This window comes from Streptomyces sp. NPDC037126 (assembly GCF_055605965.1).
On sequence record NZ_JBVJTD010000014.1, the window covers coordinates 1 to 16,442 of the forward strand.

The following is a 16,442-nucleotide window of genomic DNA, read 5'->3' on the forward strand; positions in this document are numbered from 1 at the left end:
AACTCACCCCGGAGCCGTTCCACCTCCCCCAACCTCATACCGGAGAAGATGCCCACCACCAGGCGAGATCACTCGACGTAACGAAGCACTACTAGTCCTCGTCGCGCAGTCTGCGCCAGATGCGGGTGCGGTGCAGCACGTAGGCGGCGGCGAACAGCACGGCCACCTGGAGTCCCACCGCGAGCAGCCAGAAGACGGCCCGGCTCTCCAACTCGTCGGTGAGGTAGGTGAAGTTCATGCCGAAGAACCCGGTCAGGAACGACAGGGGCAGAAAGATCACGGACACGATGGCGAGCCGGTTGATCACGCCGTTCTGCTCGCCCGCGACGAGGGAGGAGTAGCTGCCGAAGGCCCGGCGGGCGGCGTCCTGGAGGCTCTCGATGGCCGTGAGCACCGGACGCGCCGCATGCTGGAACTCCCGGGCGAGCCGCTGACGTTCGGCCGGGAAGTCGGGGCTCATCAGCCGGCGCGTGACGACCTCGTCCACCACCTGGAGGTAGGGCAGCAGCGAGTGGTGCAAGAGGGCGGAGCGGCGGCGCAGCTGCGCCAGCCGGTAGACCTGCTCGGGCCGCCGCTGCTGGAACATGTCGTCCTCCAGCTCCTCCACCTCCAGCAGCGCCGCCACCGCGGCCCGGCGGAAGGTGGCCAGGGCCTCCTGGAGCACGAGGAAGAGCAGGGCCACGGAGTCGTGGGGCCGCTCCCGGCGCACGTGCGCGGTGATGTCCGGGGCCAGGATCGCGGGGCCCCGGTGCGCGGTGACCAGGAAGCGCTCGGTGGCCACCAGGTGGGCGTACTCGACCCGGTCGTCGCGGACCAGCGGCACCACCAGGCCGAGCATGTCCCCCAGGAAGTCGGCCCGGGCGGGCTCGTCCGTGCGGCCGAACCAGGCCAGCTCCTCGGCGCCCAGACCGAGCCGCCGGGCCACCGGCTCCTCCAGGTCCCCCGCCGGGTCCCCGTCCGGAAGTTCGACGTCGACGAGCAGGAAGCGGGTCGTCGCGAGCCGGCGGCGGGCCTCCGCCATGTCCGTACGCGTACCGGTCCCCTCCGGCATCGACACCACCGTTACGATCATCCGCCCTCACCGCCGGTCCCGTCGCCCACGGTCCCAGCCTGAGCGCGGGCCGGGGCCGCCGCACTCGGGTGCGCTCGTGTGCCGGGCCGGGCGACCCGAACGGGTGAGCGGCGGACGGCGGCGCCGTGCGGCCCGCGGCCGCCTGGTCCCGTCCGGCCGGGATACTCGGCCCATGGCACACACCGATCTCCATGACCTGCTCAGGAACCAGCGCGTATGGGCGCCCGAGGTGACGCGGCTGCCGCCCTTCGACCCGGAGACTGCTCCCCCGACACCGCTGTCCCTGTTCACGAGCTGGTTCGCGGAGGCGGTGGCGGCCGGGCAGCCGGAGCCGCACACGATGTCGCTGGCCACGGTGGACGAGGAGGGGAGGCCGGACGTGCGGATCGTGATGCTGCACGGCGCCGACCCGGACGGCTGGTCCTTCGCCACGCACGCCACCAGCCGCAAGGGCCGGGCGCTGAACGCGCACCCCTACGCCGCCCTGGCCTTCTACTGGCCGGTGCTGGGCCGGCAGGTGCGGGTGCGCGGGCCGGTGGTGTCCGCGCCGTCCACGGAGAGCCAGGCCGATCTGCACGCCCGCTCGACGGGCGCGCTGGCGGCGGCGCTGACCGGGCGGCAGAGCGAGGAGCTGCCCTCGGTGGAGGAGCTGCGCCGGGCCTCGGAGGCGGCCTGGACGAGGGCCCGCGAGAACCCGTCCGAGCCGTCGCCCACCTGGACCCTGTACCGGCTGCGCCCCGAAGCGGTCGAGTTCTTCCAGGGCGAGGCCGCCAGGCAGCACGTCCGCCTGGAGTACCGCCGTACGGAGTTCGGCTGGAGCAGGGGCCTGCTGTGGCCGTGACACCCGTGCGCGGCCGGGTCCCAGGGCGCGGGGGCTCAGGCTTCGGGTTCGGCGTCGGGTTCGAAGACCGGGATTCCGTTCCGGTAGGCCACCCTTAGGGGCATCCCCGGCCGCAGCCCGTCCGGTGGGCGGCTGACGAGCTCCGTCATCATCCGGGGGCCCTCGGCGAGGTCGACCACGGCGGCGACGTACGGGGTGCGGTCGCCGAAGGGGGGCAGGTCGTTGCGGTGCACCGTGGACCAGGTGTAGAGGGTGGCGCGGCCGCTCGCCTCCTCCCAGCCGACCCGCTCGCTCCAGCAGTGCGGGCAGAACTCCCGGGGGTAGTGGTGGGCCCGGGCGCAGTCGCCGCAGCGGCGGATCAGCAGCCGGTCCCGCGCCGCCGCCTCCCAGTAGGGGCGGGTGAGGGAGTCGGCCTCGGGGACGTCGTACCGGGCCGCGCTCATCCGAACCACCCCAGCCAGGCGTCCAGGGACCAGGTCTGCCAGCACATGCCGAAGAGGCCGACCGCCGAGATCAGCGCCATCATCGAGTTCTGGCCCTGTTCCGCCCAGTCGTGGATCATGAGGACGAAGTAGATCGCGTTGAGGAGCAGGCCGCCGACCAGGGCGACCGGGGTCAGGAAGCCGAGGACCAGACCCAGGCCCAGGGACAGTTCGGCGTAGGCGACGACGTACGCCATGAGCTTCGGGTACGGCTTCACCACCGTCTCGAAGCCCGTCCGGACCGGGGCCCACCGGTGCTTCCCCGCCACGTCCGCGGCCCAGGCGATGCCGCTCCCGCGCTCGAACCAGGCCTTCTTGTCCTTGTGCCGCCAGCTCTCCAGCCACCACAGGCCGAGACCCATGCGCAGCACGGCCAGCCACTCCGCGCCGTCCAGCCATATCGAGTCCATGGATCTGACGGTACGTCAGATCAGTTGGATTGCCGACCCCCCGACCGAGCCCGGTGGCGCGGTCTTCCGTCGATTACGCACCGTACCCGCACACCCGTGATCAATCCGCAACCAATTCCGGTCTTGACCGAGACCCATCAAGCGGGTGCGTGGTTACGCTCCCGAGCATGGCCGTCACCCGTTCCGCTACAGCGCACCTGTCCCCGACCCCCGCCGACCGCCCGGTGTACGTGATCGGCGCCGGTCCGGGCGGCCTGGCCGCCGCGTACGCGCTGCGGGCGCGGGGCATACGGGCCGTGGTGCTGGAGAAGGCCGACCACGTCGGGGACTCCTGGCGGCGCCACTACGACCGGCTCCGGCTGCACACCACCCGGCGGCTGTCCGCCCTGCCCGGACTGGCGATCCCCCGGCGGTTCGGGCGCTGGGTGGCCCGGGACGACGTGGTGCGCTACCTGGAGAAGTACGCCGAGCACCACGAGCTGGAGATCGTCACCGGGGTGGAGGTGCACCGCGTCGAGCGGACCGGGGACGGCACCGGCTGGCTGCTGCACGCCTCCGGCGGGCGCGAGCTGACCGGCAGCGCGGTGGTGGTCGCCACCGGCTACAACCACACCCCGCGCGTGCCCGACTGGCCCGGCCAGGAGTCGTACGAGGGAGAGTTCCTGCACGCAGGCGCGTACCGCGACGCGCAGCCGTACGCGGGCCGTGACGTGCTGGTGGTCGGGATCGGCAACACCGGCGCCGAGATAGCCGTCGACCTCGTGGAGGGCGGGGCCGCGCGAGTGCGGCTCGCCGTGCGCACCGTCCCGCACATCCTGCGCCGCTCCACCCTCGGCTGGGCCGCCCAGTACACGGGCGTGCTGGTGCGGCGGCTGCCGGTGCGCCTCGTGGACCGGCTCGCCGGGCCGGTGACGCGGATGAGCACGCCGGATCTGACCGCCCACGGGCTGCCGCGCCCCGACACCGGGCTGTACAGCAGGGTCCGGCAGGGCGCCATCCCGGTGCAGGACGTCGGCCTGGTCGACGCGGTCCGCGGGGGCAAGGTGGAGATCGTGGCGGCCGTGGAGTCGTTCGAGGACGGCAAGGTGGTCCTCGCCGACGGCAGCCGCCTCGCACCGGACGCGGTGATCGCCGCGACGGGGTACGCCCGGGCGCTGGAGGAACTGGTCGGGCACCTCGGGGTGCTGGACGAGCGCGGGAGGCCGACGGCACACGGCGGCCGCGCACCCGAGGGGACGCCGGGTCTCTACTTCACCGGATTCACCAACCCGATCAGCGGAATGTTCCGGGAACTGGCCATCGACGCCGGCAAGATCGCCAGGCGTCTGTCCGGGGAGCTGCGCACCCGGCGGTAACTTTGACGGTCCGAACCGTTCCTGATGGGGCATCACTTTTGTAATCTGACAGAGCGTCAGTTTACTTGTGCTGTCTCACAGGAGCGGGCGGACCGATGCTTGGATCAACCCACGGCACCCTCACCACCGACTCCCGCCGGGCCCGGGTCATCGCCTGCGGCGAGCAGCGTCCCGGACCCGCCGTGCACGACCGGGTCGACGACCTCGACGTGAGCGGGCGGCCGCTGTACGCGGACGTACCGGATCTCGCCCGGCTCTTCCGGCCCGAGTCGGTCGCCGTGATCGGCGCCTCCGACGCCGAGGGGCGGCCGAACACCGGGATCACCAGGCAACTGCTGGCGTGGGCCGAGCGGGTCGGCGCCCGGGTGCACCCGGTGCATCCGACCCGGCCGTCCGTCTTCGGCATCCCCTGCCGGGCGTCCGTCGCCGAGCTGCCCGAGCAGGTGGACCTGGCGGTGCTGCTGGTGGCCGATCCGCTGCCGGTGATCGGCGAACTCGGCGAGGCCAAGGTGAAGTTCGCCGTCGCCTTCGCCTCCGGCTTCGCGGAGACGGGCGAGGAGGGCGCCGAGGCGCAGCGGCGGCTCGCCGAGGCCGTGCGCCGGTCGGGGCTGCGGCTGCTCGGCCCGAACACCAACCTCAACGCCTTCGAGCGGTTCCGGGACGACCTCCAGGGACCGGCGATCGCGCTGATCACCCAGTCCGGGCACCAGGGCCGGCCGGTGTTCGCGCTGCAGGAGCTGGGCATCCGGCTCTCGCACTGGGCGCCCACCGGCAACGAGGCCGACCTGGAGACCGCCGACTTCATCTCCTGGTTCGCCGAGCAGCCCGAGGTCGGCGCCATCGCCGCCTATGTGGAGGGCCTGGCGGACGGCCGGTCCTTCCTGCTGGCCGCCGACCGCGCCGCCCGCCGCAAGGTGCCCGTCGTCGCGGTGAAGGTGGGCCGGACCGAGGCCGGGTCGCGCACGGCGGCCTCGCACACCGGCAAGCTCACCGGCGCCGACGACGTGGTGGACGCGGCCATGCGCCAGTACGGGGTGATCCGCGTCGACGGGCTCGACGAACTCCAGGACACCGCCGCCCTGCTGGCCCGCGCCCGCGCCCCGCTGGCCGAGGGCGTCGCCGTCTACTCCATCTCCGGCGGCACCGGCGCCCATGTCGCCGACCTCGCCACCGCGGCCGGGCTGGGGCTGCCCCGGCTCTCCGCAGCCAAGCAGGCCGAGCTGCACCAGTGGATACCGGAGTACCTGAGCGTGGCCAACCCGGTGGACAACGGCGGGCATCCGGTCGGCGACTGGCGGGGCCGCCGGATCATCGACGCGATCCTCGCCGACCCGCAGGTGGGCGTGCTGATCTGCCCGGTCACCGGGCCCTTCCCGCCGCTCAGCGACAAACTGGTGCGGGACCTGGTCGAGGCCGCCGAGGAGACCGACAAGCTGGTGTGCGTGGTGTGGGGCTCGCCGGTCGGCACCGAGGCCGCCTACCGTGAGGTGCTGCTCGGCTCCTCCCGCGTGGCCACCTTCCGCACCGTCGGCAACTGCCTCACCGCCGTGCGCGCCTGGCTGGCCCACCACCGCTTCACCGGCGAGTACCGCTCGCCCTTCGACGAGGCCCCCCGCACCCCCTCCCCGTCCTGCCGCAAGGTGCAGGCCCTGATGCGGCCGGGCCGGCAGCTCAGCGAGCACGCGGCCAAGCAGCTGCTGCGCGCCTACGGCATCCGGGTGCCGCGCGAGCAGCTGGTGACCAGCGCCGCGGCGGCGGTCCGGGCGGCGGCGCAGGTCGGCTACCCGGTGGTGATGAAGGCGTCCGGCGGGAAGATCGCGCACAAGACCGAGCTGGGCCTGGTGAAGATCGGCCTGACCTCGGCGAGCCAGGTCCGGGACGCCTACCGCGAGCTGACCGACATCGCCCGCTACGAGGGGGTGCCGCTGGACGGCGTCCTGGTGTGCCAGATGGTCGAGCAGGGTGTGGAGATGGTCGTCGGGGTCACCCAGGACGAGCTGTTCGGGCCGACCGTGACCGTGGGGCTCGGCGGGGTGCTGGTCGAGGTGCTGCGCGACTGTGCGGTCCGGGTGCCGCCGTTCGCCGAGGAGCAGGCCCGGGACATGCTCTCGGAGCTGCGCGGCCGGGCCCTGCTGGACGGCGTGCGCGGCCGGCCGCCCGCCGACCTGGACGCCCTGGTCGAGGTCGTCCTGCGCGTCCAGCGCATGGCGCTCGAACTCGGCGACCGGATGGCGGAGCTGGACATCAACCCGCTGCTGGTGCTGCCCCGGGGGCAGGGCGCGGTGGCGCTGGACGCGCTGGTGGTGTGCCGGTGAGCGGGATCGCGCACGAGGTCCGCGAGCACGTCTCGTACCTCATCCTCGACCGGCCCGAGGCGCTGAACGCCCTCACGCCCGCCCTGCGGGACCGGCTCGTCGGGCTGCTGGCGGAGGCGTCCGCCGACCCGGACGTACGGGCGGTGGTCCTCACCGGGACGGGGCGCGGGTTCTGCGCGGGCGCGGATCTGCGGGGCGGTGCCGCCGAAAGGGAGCGAATCCCCGGGGACGTCGCCCGCACCCTGCGCGTCGGCGCCCAGCGGCTGATCGCCGCCGTGCTGGACTGCGAGAAGCCGGTGGTCGCGGCCGTGAACGGTACGGCGGCCGGGCTGGGCGCTCATCTCGCGCTCGCCTGCGATCTGGTGCTGGCCGCCGAGTCCGCCCGCTTCGTCGAGGTGTTCGTGCGGCGCGGGCTGGTGCCGGACGGGGGCGGCGCCTATCTGCTGCCCCGGCTGGTCGGCCCGCAGCGGGCCAAGGAGCTGATGTTCTTCGGGGACGCCGTCCCGGCGGCGGAGGCGGAGCGGCTGGGGCTGGTCAACCGGGTCGTCCCGGACGGGGAGCTGGAGAAGACGGCCCGGGCGTGGGCGGCGCGGCTGGCGTCCGGGCCGACCCGGGCCCTCGCCCTGACCAAGCAGCTGGTGCACGCCTGTCTCGACGCCGACCGGGGGTCGGCCTTCGCCGCCGAGGCGGCCGCCCAGGAGATCAACCTGACGACGTGGGACGCGTCCGAGGGGCTGCGGGCGTTCGCGGAGCGCCGCAGTCCGGACTTCCGGGGGCGCTGACCGCACGGGCAGGGCCCGGGGCCGGCTCCGGGACGTCGTCGTCCGCGGAGTGGCCCGGGGCCCTGCCCGGGGGGTGCGGGGTGGGTCAGCGGCGGCGCAGTCCGGTGGTGACCAGCGCGGAGCCGATCAGCACGATCGCCGCGTCGACCAGCAGGGCCGTGTGGATGCCGGTCAGGGTGGAGCCGGTGGCGTTCATCCGGGCGGTGGCGACGGAGCTGAGCACCGGGATGCCCATGGTGATGCCGACCTGCTGGGTCATCGAGGCGAGGCCGGTGGCCAGGCCCTGCTCGCCGTCGGGCAGGCCCGAGGTGGCGGTGACCATGTAGCCGACGATCGCCGAGATGTGGCCGAAGGCACCGGCCGAGGAGGCGGCCAGCATCAGGGCGAGGGCGCCGCCCCCGCCGTTGCCGACGAGGAACAGGGCGCCGGTGGCCACGGCCTGCAGCAGCAGTCCGGCGCCGAGGACGGCGCGGTTGCCGAAGCGGCCGATGAGCCGCGGGGCGGTCATGCCGCCGACGAAGGCGGCGACGCCGATGCCGCAGAAGGCGAGGCCGGTCTGCAGCGGGCTGTAGCCGAAGACCTCCTGGAGGTACAGGGTCAGCAGGAAGATGACCGAGCTCTCCATGGTGAAGGTGATCAGGCCGCCGAAGTTGCCCCACTTGACGGTCGGGCGGGTCAGCACCCGGACCGGGGCCAGGGGCGCCTTGGCGCGCAGTTCGATCAGCCAGAACGCGCCGAGCAGGACGATTCCGGCGGCGATGGTCGACAGGGCGGCGGGGTCGGTCCAGCCGTGCTGGCCGGCCTCGGTGACGCCGTAGACGAGGGCGAGGAGTCCGCCGGTGACGGTGATCGCGCCGGGGATGTCGAGCTTGGTGCGCTCACCGCGGCTCTCCGGGATCACGGAGGGCGCGGCGAACAGGATCGCGATGGCCACGGGCACGTTGATGAAGAAGGCCCAGCGCCAGCTCAGCAGGTCGGTGAGGATGCCGCCGAAGATCGCGCCGACGGTGAACCCGGCCGAGATGAGGGTGCCGTTGAGGCCGAGCGCCTCGTCGCGCAGGGGGCCTTCGGGCAGGGAGGTGGTCAGCAGGGAGAGGGCCGCCGGGGTGGCGAGCGCGGAGGCGAGGCCCTGGGCGACACGGGCGCCGAGCAGCATGCCGGGGCTGGTGGCCAGCCCGCCGACGAGGGAGCCGGCGGCCAGCAGGCCCATGCCGATCAGCAGCATGCGGCGCCGGCCCGCGAGGTCGGCGAGACGGCCGAAGAGCAGGGTGAAGCCGGCCGAGGGCAGCATCATCGCGGTGGAGATCCACTGCAGGTTGGCCAGGGAGAAGCCGAGGCCCTTGCCGATGTCGGGCAGGGCGACGTTGAGGATGGAGAAGTCCACGGCCAGCATGAACTGCGAGCCGAGCAGCAGGGTCAGCAGCAGGCGCTGACGCGAGGTCATGCGCGTCGCCTGCGGGGTGGCGGGCGCCTCTACGGCGGTGGTGGCCATCACGTTCCAATCGTGGTGGGGGACGGGTTTCAGGCGCTGACGGTGAGCACGGCGTTGCCGACGACGCGGCGGTCGCGCAGGTCGCCGAGGACGGCGGCGGTGTGCGCCCAGTCCTCGGTGCGGCCGATGTGGGGGGTGAGCCGGCCCTCGGCGACGAGCCGGACCAGGGTCCGCAGGTCGTCGCCGAACGGCTCGTCGAAGTGCTCGTAGTGGAAGTGGCGGACGGTGGCCGAGCGGGGGCCCTTGAAGAAGTTGAAGAAGCTCAGCTCGGCGGGCTTGCGGGAGGCCTGCCCGAACCAGATCAGCTGTCCGCGCTCCTTCAGCAGGGCCAGCGCGCGCGGGGTGGAGGTGTCGCCGACCGACTCCAGGACGATGTCGAAGGGGCCGCCGGTCACCTCGTCCAGGTCGTGGACGACGGTGGCGCCGAGGTCGGCGAGCCGCTTGCCGCGTTCGGCGGTGGCGGTGACGGCGGTGACCTCGGCGCCCTGGCCGGCGGCGAGTTCGGTGACGTAGTGGCCGACGCCGCCGGAGGCGCCGGTCAGCAGGACGCGCCGTCCGGTGACCGGGCCGGCCACGCGCAGCAGGCGCAGCGCGGTGAGGCCGGCCAGCGGGAGGGCGGCGGCGGTCTCGAAGGCGACGTCGCCCGGGAGTTCGGCGAGGGAGTGGGTGGGGACGGCCGCGTACTGCGCCCAGCCGCACGCCGGCGGGTGGCCGACGACCCGGGTGCCGGCGGCCGGTCCGGAGCCGTCCGCGGCGGCGCGTACGACGACGCCGGCGATGTCCTTGCCGGGGCGGGCGCCGTTCGGCCGCAGCGGGCCGTGCAGCTGGAAGACCTCGCCGCGGTTCACGGAGAACGCCCTGACCTCGACGAGCGCCTCGTCGGACGCGGGCCGCGGCAGTTCGGCCGTGCCGGGCTCGACCATCTCCTCCGGCCGGCCGGTGGGCAGCAGCGCCCGCATGGGGCGGTCCGCTGCGGGCTGGGCGACTGCGGGCATGACTGACTCCTGGGTTCTGCGCAAGGGGCTTGGGGGGGTCCGGGGGTCGGGCGCTGCGGCCCGGTGCTCAGCACGCTAGGAACCGGGCCCGCGCCCGCTCAAGGGAAGTGCCACCGAGGTACGGCCCCGGTGTCACCTAAGTGACATCGGCGGGGTGCGCCAGGTGCCGGTGTGCGGGTGGCGCCGGGGGCGGCGCCAGGTCGCGCGGGGGCGGGCGCCGGCCGGTGCGGGCGCGCCGGGGGCGTCGCGGGCGGCGAGCGCGTGCAGCACGGCCAGTACGGCGGCGAGTTCGTCGGGTTCGGCGTGGCCGCGCAGCACGCGCACGGCGGCGGGGCTCTCGGTCGCGCTCATACCGGCGGGTTCCCGTGCTTGCGTTCGGGCAGGTGGGCGTGTTTGCCGCGCAGCATCCGCAGGGAGCGCACGAGGACGGCCCGGGTGTCCCGGGGGTCGACGACGTCGTCGACGAGGCCGCGTTCGGCGGCGTAGTACGGGTGCATGAGCCGCTCCTGGTACTCGGCCACCCGGCGGGCGCGGGCCTCGGCGGGGTCGTCGGCGGCGGCGATCTCCCGGCGGAAGACGACGTTCGCCGCGCCCTCGGCGCCCATCACGGCGATCTCGTTGGTCGGCCAGGCGAAGGACAGGTCGCAGCCGATGGAGCGGGAGTCCATGACGATGTAGGCGCCGCCGTAGGCCTTGCGCAGGATGACCTGCACCCGGGGCACGGTCGCGTCGCAGTAGGCGTACAGCAGCTTGGCGCCGCGCCGGATGATGCCGTCCTGCTCCTGGCCGGTGCCGGGCAGGAAGCCGGGCACGTCGACGAGGGTGACGAGCGGGATGTTGAAGGAGTCGCAGAACTGCACGAACCGCGCGCCCTTCTCGGACGCGGCGATGTCCAGCACACCGGCCTGGACCTGCGGCTGGTTGGCGACGATCCCGACGACCTGCCCGCCGAGCCGGGCCAGGGCGACGATCAGGTTGGGCGCCCAGCGCTCGTGCAGCTCGAAGAAGTCGCCGTCGTCGGCGATCTCCTCGATCACCCGGCGCATGTCGTACGCCTGGTTCGGGTGCTCGGGCACGAGGTCGAGCAGGGCGTCGCAGGGCCGGTCCACCGGATCGGCGGTGTGCTCCTCGGGCGGCAGCTCGCGGTTGTTGGCGGGCAGCAGCGACAGCAGGTGGCGCACGTCGGCCAGGCAGGACTCCTCGTCCTCGTGGAGGAAGGCGGAGACCCCGGAGAGCGCGGAGTGGACGTCGGCGCCGCCGAGTTCGTCGTGGCCGACCCGCTCGCCGGTGACGGCCTGCACCACGTCGGGTCCGGTGATGTACATCTGCGCGGTGCCGCGCACCATGAACACGAAGTCGGTGAGGGCCGGCGAGTAGGCGGCGCCGCCCGCGCAGGGGCCGAGGATCACGCTGATCTGCGGGACCACACCGGACATGCGGACGTTGCGGGTGAAGATGCCGCCGTAGCCGGCGAGCGCGGTCACGCCCTCCTGGATGCGGGCGCCCGCGCCGTCGCTGAGCGCCACCAACGGGGCGCCCGCGGCCTCCGCCAGGTCCATGATCTTGTGGATCTTCTGGGCGTGGGCCTCGCCGAGGGCGCCGCCGAAGACGCGGAAGTCGTGTCCGTAGACGAAGACCTGACGGCCGTCGACGGTGCCCCAGCCGGTGACCACGCCGTCGCCGTCCGGCTTTCTCTCCTCCAGGCCGAAGCCGGTGGCCCGGTGCCGGCGCAGCCCCTCCACCTCGGTGAACGAGCCCTTGTCCAGCAGGAGGTCGAGCCGCTCACGGACGGTGAGCTTGCCGCGGGCGTGCTGCCGTTCGGTGGCCGCCGCCCCGGGCCCTTCGGCCGCCTTCTGTTTCCTTTCGGCGAGTTCGCCGAGCCGTTCACGCAACGCCATCTGCGCACTCCTTTCAACTGCTGTGCACGCTAGGCGGAAAGCGGCGGCGGAATACAGGACAGGGTCTCGAAAGAGACATTCACCGGGCACCTTCGCGCCATTTTCCGGACCGGTTTCCGCGGTGGCGGATTACGTTCGCATTCCCCGCACCCGCTGGAAGGAGGGGTGATGGCACAGGACGATGGGGCGGCCTCACTGTCCCGGTACCGCGTGGCGGTGGTGGCCGATCCGTTCCCGGTCTCCCGGACGGCGGTGGCCTCGCTGCTCAGGCACTCCGGCGCCCTCGACGACGCCCGGGAGGCCGACAGTGGACAGGCCGCCGTGGAGCTGGTGCGCCGGCTGCGCGCCGACCTGCTCGTGACCGATGTCGACCTCTTGGGCCGCGGCGACGGCGTACGCCTGTGCCATCAGGTGAAACGGCTGTCGCGGCCGCCGAGCGTGCTGGTGTTCACCGGCGCCGACGACCCGGCCGTGGTGGCCGCGTGCCTGACCGGCGGGGCGGACGGGTTCGTGCACCGTTCGGCCTCCCCCGAGCGGCTGGTGCACGCCGTGGAGACCCTCGCGGTGGGCCGGCCCGTCTGGTACCTGCGCGGGCAGCGCGACGAGGCGCCCCGCGTGCCGGAGCAGACCCGGGTGCCGGGGATGACGGCACGCGAGCAGCAGGTGCTCGGGCTGCTGCTGGCCCGCTATTCCAATGACGAGATAGCGACCGAACTGCATGTGGCCAGACAGACCGTCAAGAACCATGTGAGCAATGTGCTGCGCAAGCTCGGCGTGGCGAACCGGCGGGAATTGCTGGCCGGGCACGGCGCGACGGTCCGGGCATCCTGAAGAAACCTGTTCCCCCGGTTTTCCCGGGGCCCTCTGCTCCTTTTACTCATGCCATTCATGGAGGTAACTCACCGTGACCACCCCTGTCTCCCGTCCCCGCTTCCAGGGCCGGGTCGCCCTCGTCACCGGGGCCAGCCGCGGCATCGGTCTCGCCGTCGCCGAGCGGCTGGTCGCCGAGGGCGCCCGGGTCTGTCTGACGGCGCGCTCTCCCGAGCCGCTGGCCGAGGCGGTCACCCTGCTCGGCGGCCCCGGGCACGCCGTCGCCGTGGCCGGCCGGGCCGACGACCCCGCCCACCAGGCCGAGGCCGTCGCCCGGGCCGTGGAGACCTTCGGCAGGCTCGACGTGCTGGTCAACAACACCGGGATCAACCCGGTGTTCGGACCGGTGCTGGACCTGGAGGAGGCCGCCCTGCGAAAGCTGTTCGACGTCAACGTGCTGGCCGCGCTCGGCTGGCTGCGCCGGGCCCGTGCGGCCTGGATGGGCGAGCACGGTGGCGCGGTCGTCAACATGACCGCCGTCGCCGGGCTGCGGCCGGCCGAGGGCATCGGCGCGTACGGCGCGAGCAAGGCCGCGCTGATCCATCTGACCGAGCAGCTCGGCCAGGAGCTGGGCCCCCGGATCCGGGTCAACTCGGTCGCCCCGGCCGTGGTGAAGACCCGGTTCGCGGCGAAGCTGTACGAGGACCGGGAGCAGGAGGTGGCCGCGGGCTACGCCCTGGGCCGGCTCGGCACCCCGGAGGACATCGCCGCCGCGGTCGCCTATCTGGCCTCGGACGACGCCTCCTGGGTGACCGGGCAGACCCTGACGGTGGACGGCGGGCTGATCGCGGCGGGCGGCGGGATCTGAGCGGCTGCCCCAAGGGGGCCGGTGCGTCACGCACCGGCCCCCTTCGCGTACGCCCGGGACGCTCAGCAGAGCGGGCCGCCGGCGACGTACAGCACCTGCCCGGAGACGAACCCGGCCCGCTCGCCCGTGAGGAACGAGACGGTCTCGGCGACGTCGGCGGGGGTGCCGACCCGGCGCACCGGGATGTCGGCCGCGCAGCGCTCCTGGAACTCCTCGAAGGTGATCCCCATGCGGTCGGCGGTGGCCTTGGTCATCTCGGTGGCGATGAAGCCGGGGGCCACGGCGTTGGCGGTGATGCCGAACCTGCCCAGCTCGATGGCGAGGGTCTTGGTGAAGCCCTGGAGGCCCGCCTTGGCGGCCGAGTAGTTGGCCTGGCCGCGGTTGCCGAGCGCGGAGGACGAGGAGAGGTTGACGATCCGGCCGTACCCGGCGTCGACCATGTGCCCCTGCACGGCGCGGGTCATCAGGAAGGCGCCGCGCAGATGCACGTTCGCGACGGTGTCCCAGTCGGAGACGCTCATCCTGAACAGCAGGTTGTCGCGCAGCACGCCCGCGTTGTTGACGAGGATCGCCGGGGCGCCCAGTTCCGCGGCGATCCGGGCGACGGCCGCCTCGACCTGTGCCTCGTCGCAGACGTCGGCGCCGACGGCGATCGCCCTGCCGCCGTTCTTCTCGACGCGCCGCACGGTCTCGGCGCCGGAGGCGGCGTCCAGGTCGAGCACGGCGACGGCGTGCCCGTCGGCGGCCAGGCGTTCGGCGGTGGCCGCGCCGATGCCGCGGGCGGCTCCGGTGACGACGGCGACCCGCTGCGGGGTGGTGGACATCGGTCTGGTTCCCTTCACGAGGCGGTGGTCACTGGTAGGTCGCGTGCTGCGGGCGCAGGCCCAGCAGGACGCGGTACGGGGCGTCGGCGATGGGGCGTTCGAAGGTCATGCCGTAGCGGTCGGCGAGCGCGAAGAACCCGTCGGTGGAGGAGTCGTCGACGATCTCCTCGACCGTGCCGCGCACCTCCAGGTAGCGGTAGGGCTGCCCGGGGTCGTTCACGGACAGGGTGGCCTGCGGGTTCTTCACGATGTTGCGGTACTTGTGGCGCCGCTTCTCGGTGGTGAACCAGAGCAGTTCGCCGTCCCAGCGGAACCAGACGGGGTTGACCTGCACGGTGCCGTCGGGGCGCAGGGTGCCGAGGTGGCCGAACAGGGGACGTTCGAGCAGATCGGCGTGGGACTCGGGGATCACGGACATGGGGATTCCTTTCCAAGGTGACATCCGGGGTGACATCCGGTGTGACGGCCGGGGAGGCGGCCGCTGACGTGGGACGGTTCAGGCGCCCTGCGCGAGGGCGGTGCGCAGCCAGTCGCGCACCAGGTGGGGCGCGTCCCCGGCGCCGCACACCGCGACGTAGCCGTCGGGGCGGGTCAGGGCGAGGGTGCAGCGGCCGTCCGCGCGGCGCAGGTAGGGGGCGGCGGGCGGGTCGTCGGAGAGCGCGTGCCGGGTGGTGTCCAGGTGGCGCACGTCGACCAGGTCGCCGTGGCGCGCCCGGAGTTCATCGGCGAGGGCGAGCGCCGCGTCGGGCGCGGCGGTGCCGGCGGGGGCCGCGACGAGGAGCGTCAGGCGCAGGTCGTCCAGGGCGAGCCGGAGCGGGGTGCGCCGCTTGGTGCGCTCGTCCCACACCGGCAGGTCGGGCACGAGAGCGCCGGTGGTGAAGCCGCCGGCGCTGTGCTTCGGGCCCACGGCGACGCCCTCGCGGTAGACCGTGGTGAGGCCGGCCAGGCCCGGTACGTAGCCGACGCCGAACAGCCGCAGCGCGGACGCGGTGCGCAACGCGGCGTCCCGCAGGGCGACATGGCGGCGCTTGACCGGGGTCCAGGCGCGGGTCTGCAGATCGGCCTGGCGGATCACGGTCCGCGCGACCTGCTCGCGCTCGGCGGCGTAGCTGTCGAGCAGCGGGCCGCCGGCCCGGCCGGTGTGGGCGAGGGCCAGCTTCCAGGCGAGGTTGTGGGCGTCCTGCACACCGGTGTTGAGGCCCTGGCCGCCCGCCGGGCTGTGGATGTGCGCGGCGTCCCCGGCGAGGAAGACCCGGCCCTCCCGGGTGCGTCCGGCGTGCCGGGCGTGCACGGCGAAGCCGGCCGTCCAGGTCGGATCGGTCAGCCGCAGGTCGCCCGGTCCGCGGTCGTCGACCAGGCGCTGGATGAGCGGCAGGTCGATGTCCTCGCGGGCGGTGCCGGGCGGGGCGGCGGTGAACACCCGGAACCGGCCGCCGGGCAGCCCGACCAGGACGACGATGCCCTTGGGGCCGCAGTAGTAGTAGTTGGCGTCGTGCACCAGGGGGCCCTCGACGCGGACGTCGGCGAGGGCGAACAGGTTCTCGTAGGTGCTGCCCTCGAAGGGGATGCCGAGCGTCTCCCGCACGGTGCTGGAGGCGCCGTCGCAGCCGACGACGTAGGCGAACTCCTCGCGCAGTTCGGTGCCGTCGGGGCCGCGCAGGGTGGCGTGCACCCCGTCGGCGTGCTGTTCCAGCGCGGCGAGCGCGGTGTCCCACTCCACCTTGCCGCCGGCGCCGGCCAGCGCCTCGGCGAGCAGTGCCTCCACGTCGGGCTGGGGCAGGGTCACCGGGCGGGTGCGCTCGTCGAAGCGGATGCGGGCCACCTCGCGGCCCAGCGAGTGGTAGCGCAGGGACTCGATCGGGAGGCCGTACTCCTCGATCCGGTCGCCGCCGCCGAGCCGGCGCAGCAGTTCCAGGGTGCGCGGCCACACCGCGAGGGCCTTGGTCAGCGGCGAGGGGCCCGAGGACCGGTCCACGCAGCGTACGGGCACGCCGCGACGGAGCAGTTCGGTGGCGGCGGTCAGGCCGACGGGGCCGGCTCCGACGACGAGAACGGGGCGGTCTTCTGTCTGCGTCACGGTCATACCCCACATGGGAAGCGAAGAATTCTGCGGACTCGGGTGCTGCCGAATGTAGGCGCGGGCACGGGCGGGGCCCCGGACGCGTGTTTCCAAAGAGACATCGGGGGGCCGCCTAGGGAGCACATTCCTTGCCGGGGGCCGCGGGGCGCTCCTAACGTTCTGGACGTGCCGGGGAAAACGCCGAAAAGCGGCCCGGTAATCGCTCAGAGAAATCCCCC

The 16,442-nt window shown here is 73.5% G+C and carries 16 protein-coding genes; 6 read left to right on the plus strand and 10 right to left on the minus strand.

What is annotated here, in order from left to right; genetic code table 11:
- Positions 1 to 91: 91 nt before the first annotated feature.
- On the minus strand, positions 92 to 1,051 hold the full coding sequence (locus ACZ7FF_RS27230) for a magnesium transporter CorA family protein (protein WP_470815089.1): 960 nt from the start codon (positions 1,049 to 1,051) through the stop codon (positions 92 to 94).
- 193 nt (positions 1,052 to 1,244) lie between these two features.
- Between ACZ7FF_RS27230 and ACZ7FF_RS27235 the strand changes: the two genes are divergently transcribed.
- Complete coding sequence (locus ACZ7FF_RS27235; protein WP_470815091.1) at positions 1,245 to 1,913, plus strand: pyridoxine/pyridoxamine 5'-phosphate oxidase; 669 nt, start codon at positions 1,245 to 1,247, stop codon at positions 1,911 to 1,913.
- 35 nt (positions 1,914 to 1,948) lie between these two features.
- On the opposite strand, the gene ACZ7FF_RS27240 is transcribed toward ACZ7FF_RS27235, so the two are convergent.
- Both ACZ7FF_RS27240 and ACZ7FF_RS27245 read right to left on the minus strand, forming a co-directional pair.
- Entirely contained in the window at positions 1,949 to 2,356 is a 408-nt protein-coding gene (locus ACZ7FF_RS27240) for a Zn-ribbon domain-containing OB-fold protein (protein ID WP_470815092.1), read from the minus strand.
- Positions 2,353 to 2,805, minus strand: a complete 453-nt coding sequence (locus tag ACZ7FF_RS27245; protein ID WP_470815094.1) for a DoxX family membrane protein — start codon at positions 2,803 to 2,805, stop codon at positions 2,353 to 2,355. Before ACZ7FF_RS27245 ends, ACZ7FF_RS27240 begins: the two co-directional genes overlap by 4 nt.
- Positions 2,806 to 2,972: 167 nt before the next feature.
- Here ACZ7FF_RS27245 and ACZ7FF_RS27250 point away from each other — a divergent pair, with 167 nt between their 5' ends.
- From ACZ7FF_RS27250 to ACZ7FF_RS27260, 3 genes are all read left to right on the plus strand, one after another.
- Positions 2,973 to 4,160, plus strand: coding sequence for a flavin-containing monooxygenase (locus ACZ7FF_RS27250; RefSeq protein ID WP_470815095.1), 1,188 nt, complete (start codon positions 2,973 to 2,975; stop codon positions 4,158 to 4,160).
- 95 nt (positions 4,161 to 4,255) lie between these two features.
- On the plus strand, positions 4,256 to 6,475 hold the full coding sequence (locus ACZ7FF_RS27255) for an acetate--CoA ligase family protein (RefSeq protein ID WP_470815097.1): 2,220 nt from the start codon (positions 4,256 to 4,258) through the stop codon (positions 6,473 to 6,475).
- Positions 6,466 to 7,257 (plus strand): enoyl-CoA hydratase/isomerase family protein, encoded by a 792-nt coding sequence (locus ACZ7FF_RS27260; RefSeq protein ID WP_470815099.1) that lies wholly within the window; start codon positions 6,466 to 6,468, stop codon positions 7,255 to 7,257. The genes ACZ7FF_RS27255 and ACZ7FF_RS27260 overlap by 10 nt, the downstream gene beginning before the upstream one ends.
- Positions 7,258 to 7,342: 85 nt before the next feature.
- Here the strand turns inward: ACZ7FF_RS27260 and ACZ7FF_RS27265 are convergent, their stop codons facing one another.
- The 4 genes from ACZ7FF_RS27265 to ACZ7FF_RS27280 form a co-directional block, all read right to left on the minus strand.
- Positions 7,343 to 8,749: an MFS transporter gene (locus tag ACZ7FF_RS27265; protein WP_470815545.1), complete on the minus strand. Its 1,407-nt coding sequence runs from the start codon at positions 8,747 to 8,749 to the stop codon at positions 7,343 to 7,345.
- A gap of 29 nt (positions 8,750 to 8,778) precedes the next feature.
- Positions 8,779 to 9,708, minus strand: coding sequence for a zinc-binding dehydrogenase (locus tag ACZ7FF_RS27270; protein WP_470815547.1), 930 nt, complete (start codon positions 9,706 to 9,708; stop codon positions 8,779 to 8,781).
- Between the two features lie 168 nt (positions 9,709 to 9,876).
- The gene (locus tag ACZ7FF_RS27275) at positions 9,877 to 10,095 is read right to left on the minus strand and encodes an acyl-CoA carboxylase epsilon subunit (protein ID WP_470815101.1); all 219 of its coding nucleotides are present in this window, start codon (positions 10,093 to 10,095) and stop codon (positions 9,877 to 9,879) included.
- Complete coding sequence (locus ACZ7FF_RS27280) at positions 10,092 to 11,642, minus strand: acyl-CoA carboxylase subunit beta (RefSeq protein WP_470815103.1); 1,551 nt, start codon at positions 11,640 to 11,642, stop codon at positions 10,092 to 10,094. The genes ACZ7FF_RS27275 and ACZ7FF_RS27280 overlap by 4 nt, the downstream gene beginning before the upstream one ends.
- A 168-nt stretch (positions 11,643 to 11,810) precedes the next feature.
- Between ACZ7FF_RS27280 and ACZ7FF_RS27285 the strand changes: the two genes are divergently transcribed.
- Together ACZ7FF_RS27285 and ACZ7FF_RS27290 are read left to right on the plus strand one after the other, a co-directional pair.
- Positions 11,811 to 12,473 (plus strand): response regulator, encoded by a 663-nt coding sequence (locus tag ACZ7FF_RS27285; protein ID WP_470815105.1) that lies wholly within the window; start codon positions 11,811 to 11,813, stop codon positions 12,471 to 12,473.
- A 73-nt stretch (positions 12,474 to 12,546) separates the two neighbouring features.
- Entirely contained in the window at positions 12,547 to 13,320 is a 774-nt protein-coding gene (locus tag ACZ7FF_RS27290; RefSeq protein WP_470815106.1) for an SDR family oxidoreductase, read from the plus strand.
- 62 nt (positions 13,321 to 13,382) lie between these two features.
- Here ACZ7FF_RS27290 and fabG read toward each other — a convergent pair whose 3' ends face one another.
- The 3 genes from fabG to ACZ7FF_RS27305 form a co-directional block, all read right to left on the minus strand.
- Complete coding sequence (gene fabG / locus ACZ7FF_RS27295) at positions 13,383 to 14,144, minus strand: 3-oxoacyl-ACP reductase FabG (RefSeq protein ID WP_470815108.1); 762 nt, start codon at positions 14,142 to 14,144, stop codon at positions 13,383 to 13,385.
- Between the two features lie 28 nt (positions 14,145 to 14,172).
- On the minus strand, positions 14,173 to 14,562 hold the full coding sequence (locus ACZ7FF_RS27300; RefSeq protein WP_470815109.1) for a PPOX class F420-dependent oxidoreductase: 390 nt from the start codon (positions 14,560 to 14,562) through the stop codon (positions 14,173 to 14,175).
- Positions 14,563 to 14,640: 78 nt separating this feature from the next.
- Positions 14,641 to 16,221, minus strand: coding sequence for an FAD-dependent oxidoreductase (locus ACZ7FF_RS27305; protein WP_470815111.1), 1,581 nt, complete (start codon positions 16,219 to 16,221; stop codon positions 14,641 to 14,643).
- Positions 16,222 to 16,442: the final 221 nt, after the last annotated feature.

Bases quoted from the DNA above. Each gene is read 5' to 3' on its own strand.
- ACZ7FF_RS27285 (WP_470815105.1), top strand. From the start codon at position 11,811: ATGGCACAGGACGATGGGGCGGCCTCACTGTCCCGGTACCGCGTGGCG.
- ACZ7FF_RS27275 (WP_470815101.1), bottom strand. From the start codon at position 10,095: ATGAGCGCGACCGAGAGCCCCGCCGCCGTGCGCGTGCTGCGCGGCCAC.
- ACZ7FF_RS27265 (WP_470815545.1), bottom strand. From the start codon at position 8,749: ATGGCCACCACCGCCGTAGAGGCGCCCGCCACCCCGCAGGCGACGCGC.
- fabG (WP_470815108.1), bottom strand. From the start codon at position 14,144: ATGTCCACCACCCCGCAGCGGGTCGCCGTCGTCACCGGAGCCGCCCGC.
- ACZ7FF_RS27230 (WP_470815089.1), bottom strand. From the start codon at position 1,051: ATGCCGGAGGGGACCGGTACGCGTACGGACATGGCGGAGGCCCGCCGC.
- ACZ7FF_RS27235 (WP_470815091.1), top strand. From the start codon at position 1,245: ATGGCACACACCGATCTCCATGACCTGCTCAGGAACCAGCGCGTATGG.
- ACZ7FF_RS27255 (WP_470815097.1), top strand. From the start codon at position 4,256: ATGCTTGGATCAACCCACGGCACCCTCACCACCGACTCCCGCCGGGCC.
- ACZ7FF_RS27245 (WP_470815094.1), bottom strand. From the start codon at position 2,805: ATGGACTCGATATGGCTGGACGGCGCGGAGTGGCTGGCCGTGCTGCGC.
- ACZ7FF_RS27250 (WP_470815095.1), top strand. From the start codon at position 2,973: ATGGCCGTCACCCGTTCCGCTACAGCGCACCTGTCCCCGACCCCCGCC.
- ACZ7FF_RS27280 (WP_470815103.1), bottom strand. From the start codon at position 11,642: ATGGCGTTGCGTGAACGGCTCGGCGAACTCGCCGAAAGGAAACAGAAG.
- ACZ7FF_RS27300 (WP_470815109.1), bottom strand. From the start codon at position 14,562: ATGTCCGTGATCCCCGAGTCCCACGCCGATCTGCTCGAACGTCCCCTG.
- ACZ7FF_RS27240 (WP_470815092.1), bottom strand. From the start codon at position 2,356: ATGAGCGCGGCCCGGTACGACGTCCCCGAGGCCGACTCCCTCACCCGC.
- ACZ7FF_RS27270 (WP_470815547.1), bottom strand. From the start codon at position 9,708: ATGCGGGCGCTGCTGCCCACCGGCCGGCCGGAGGAGATGGTCGAGCCC.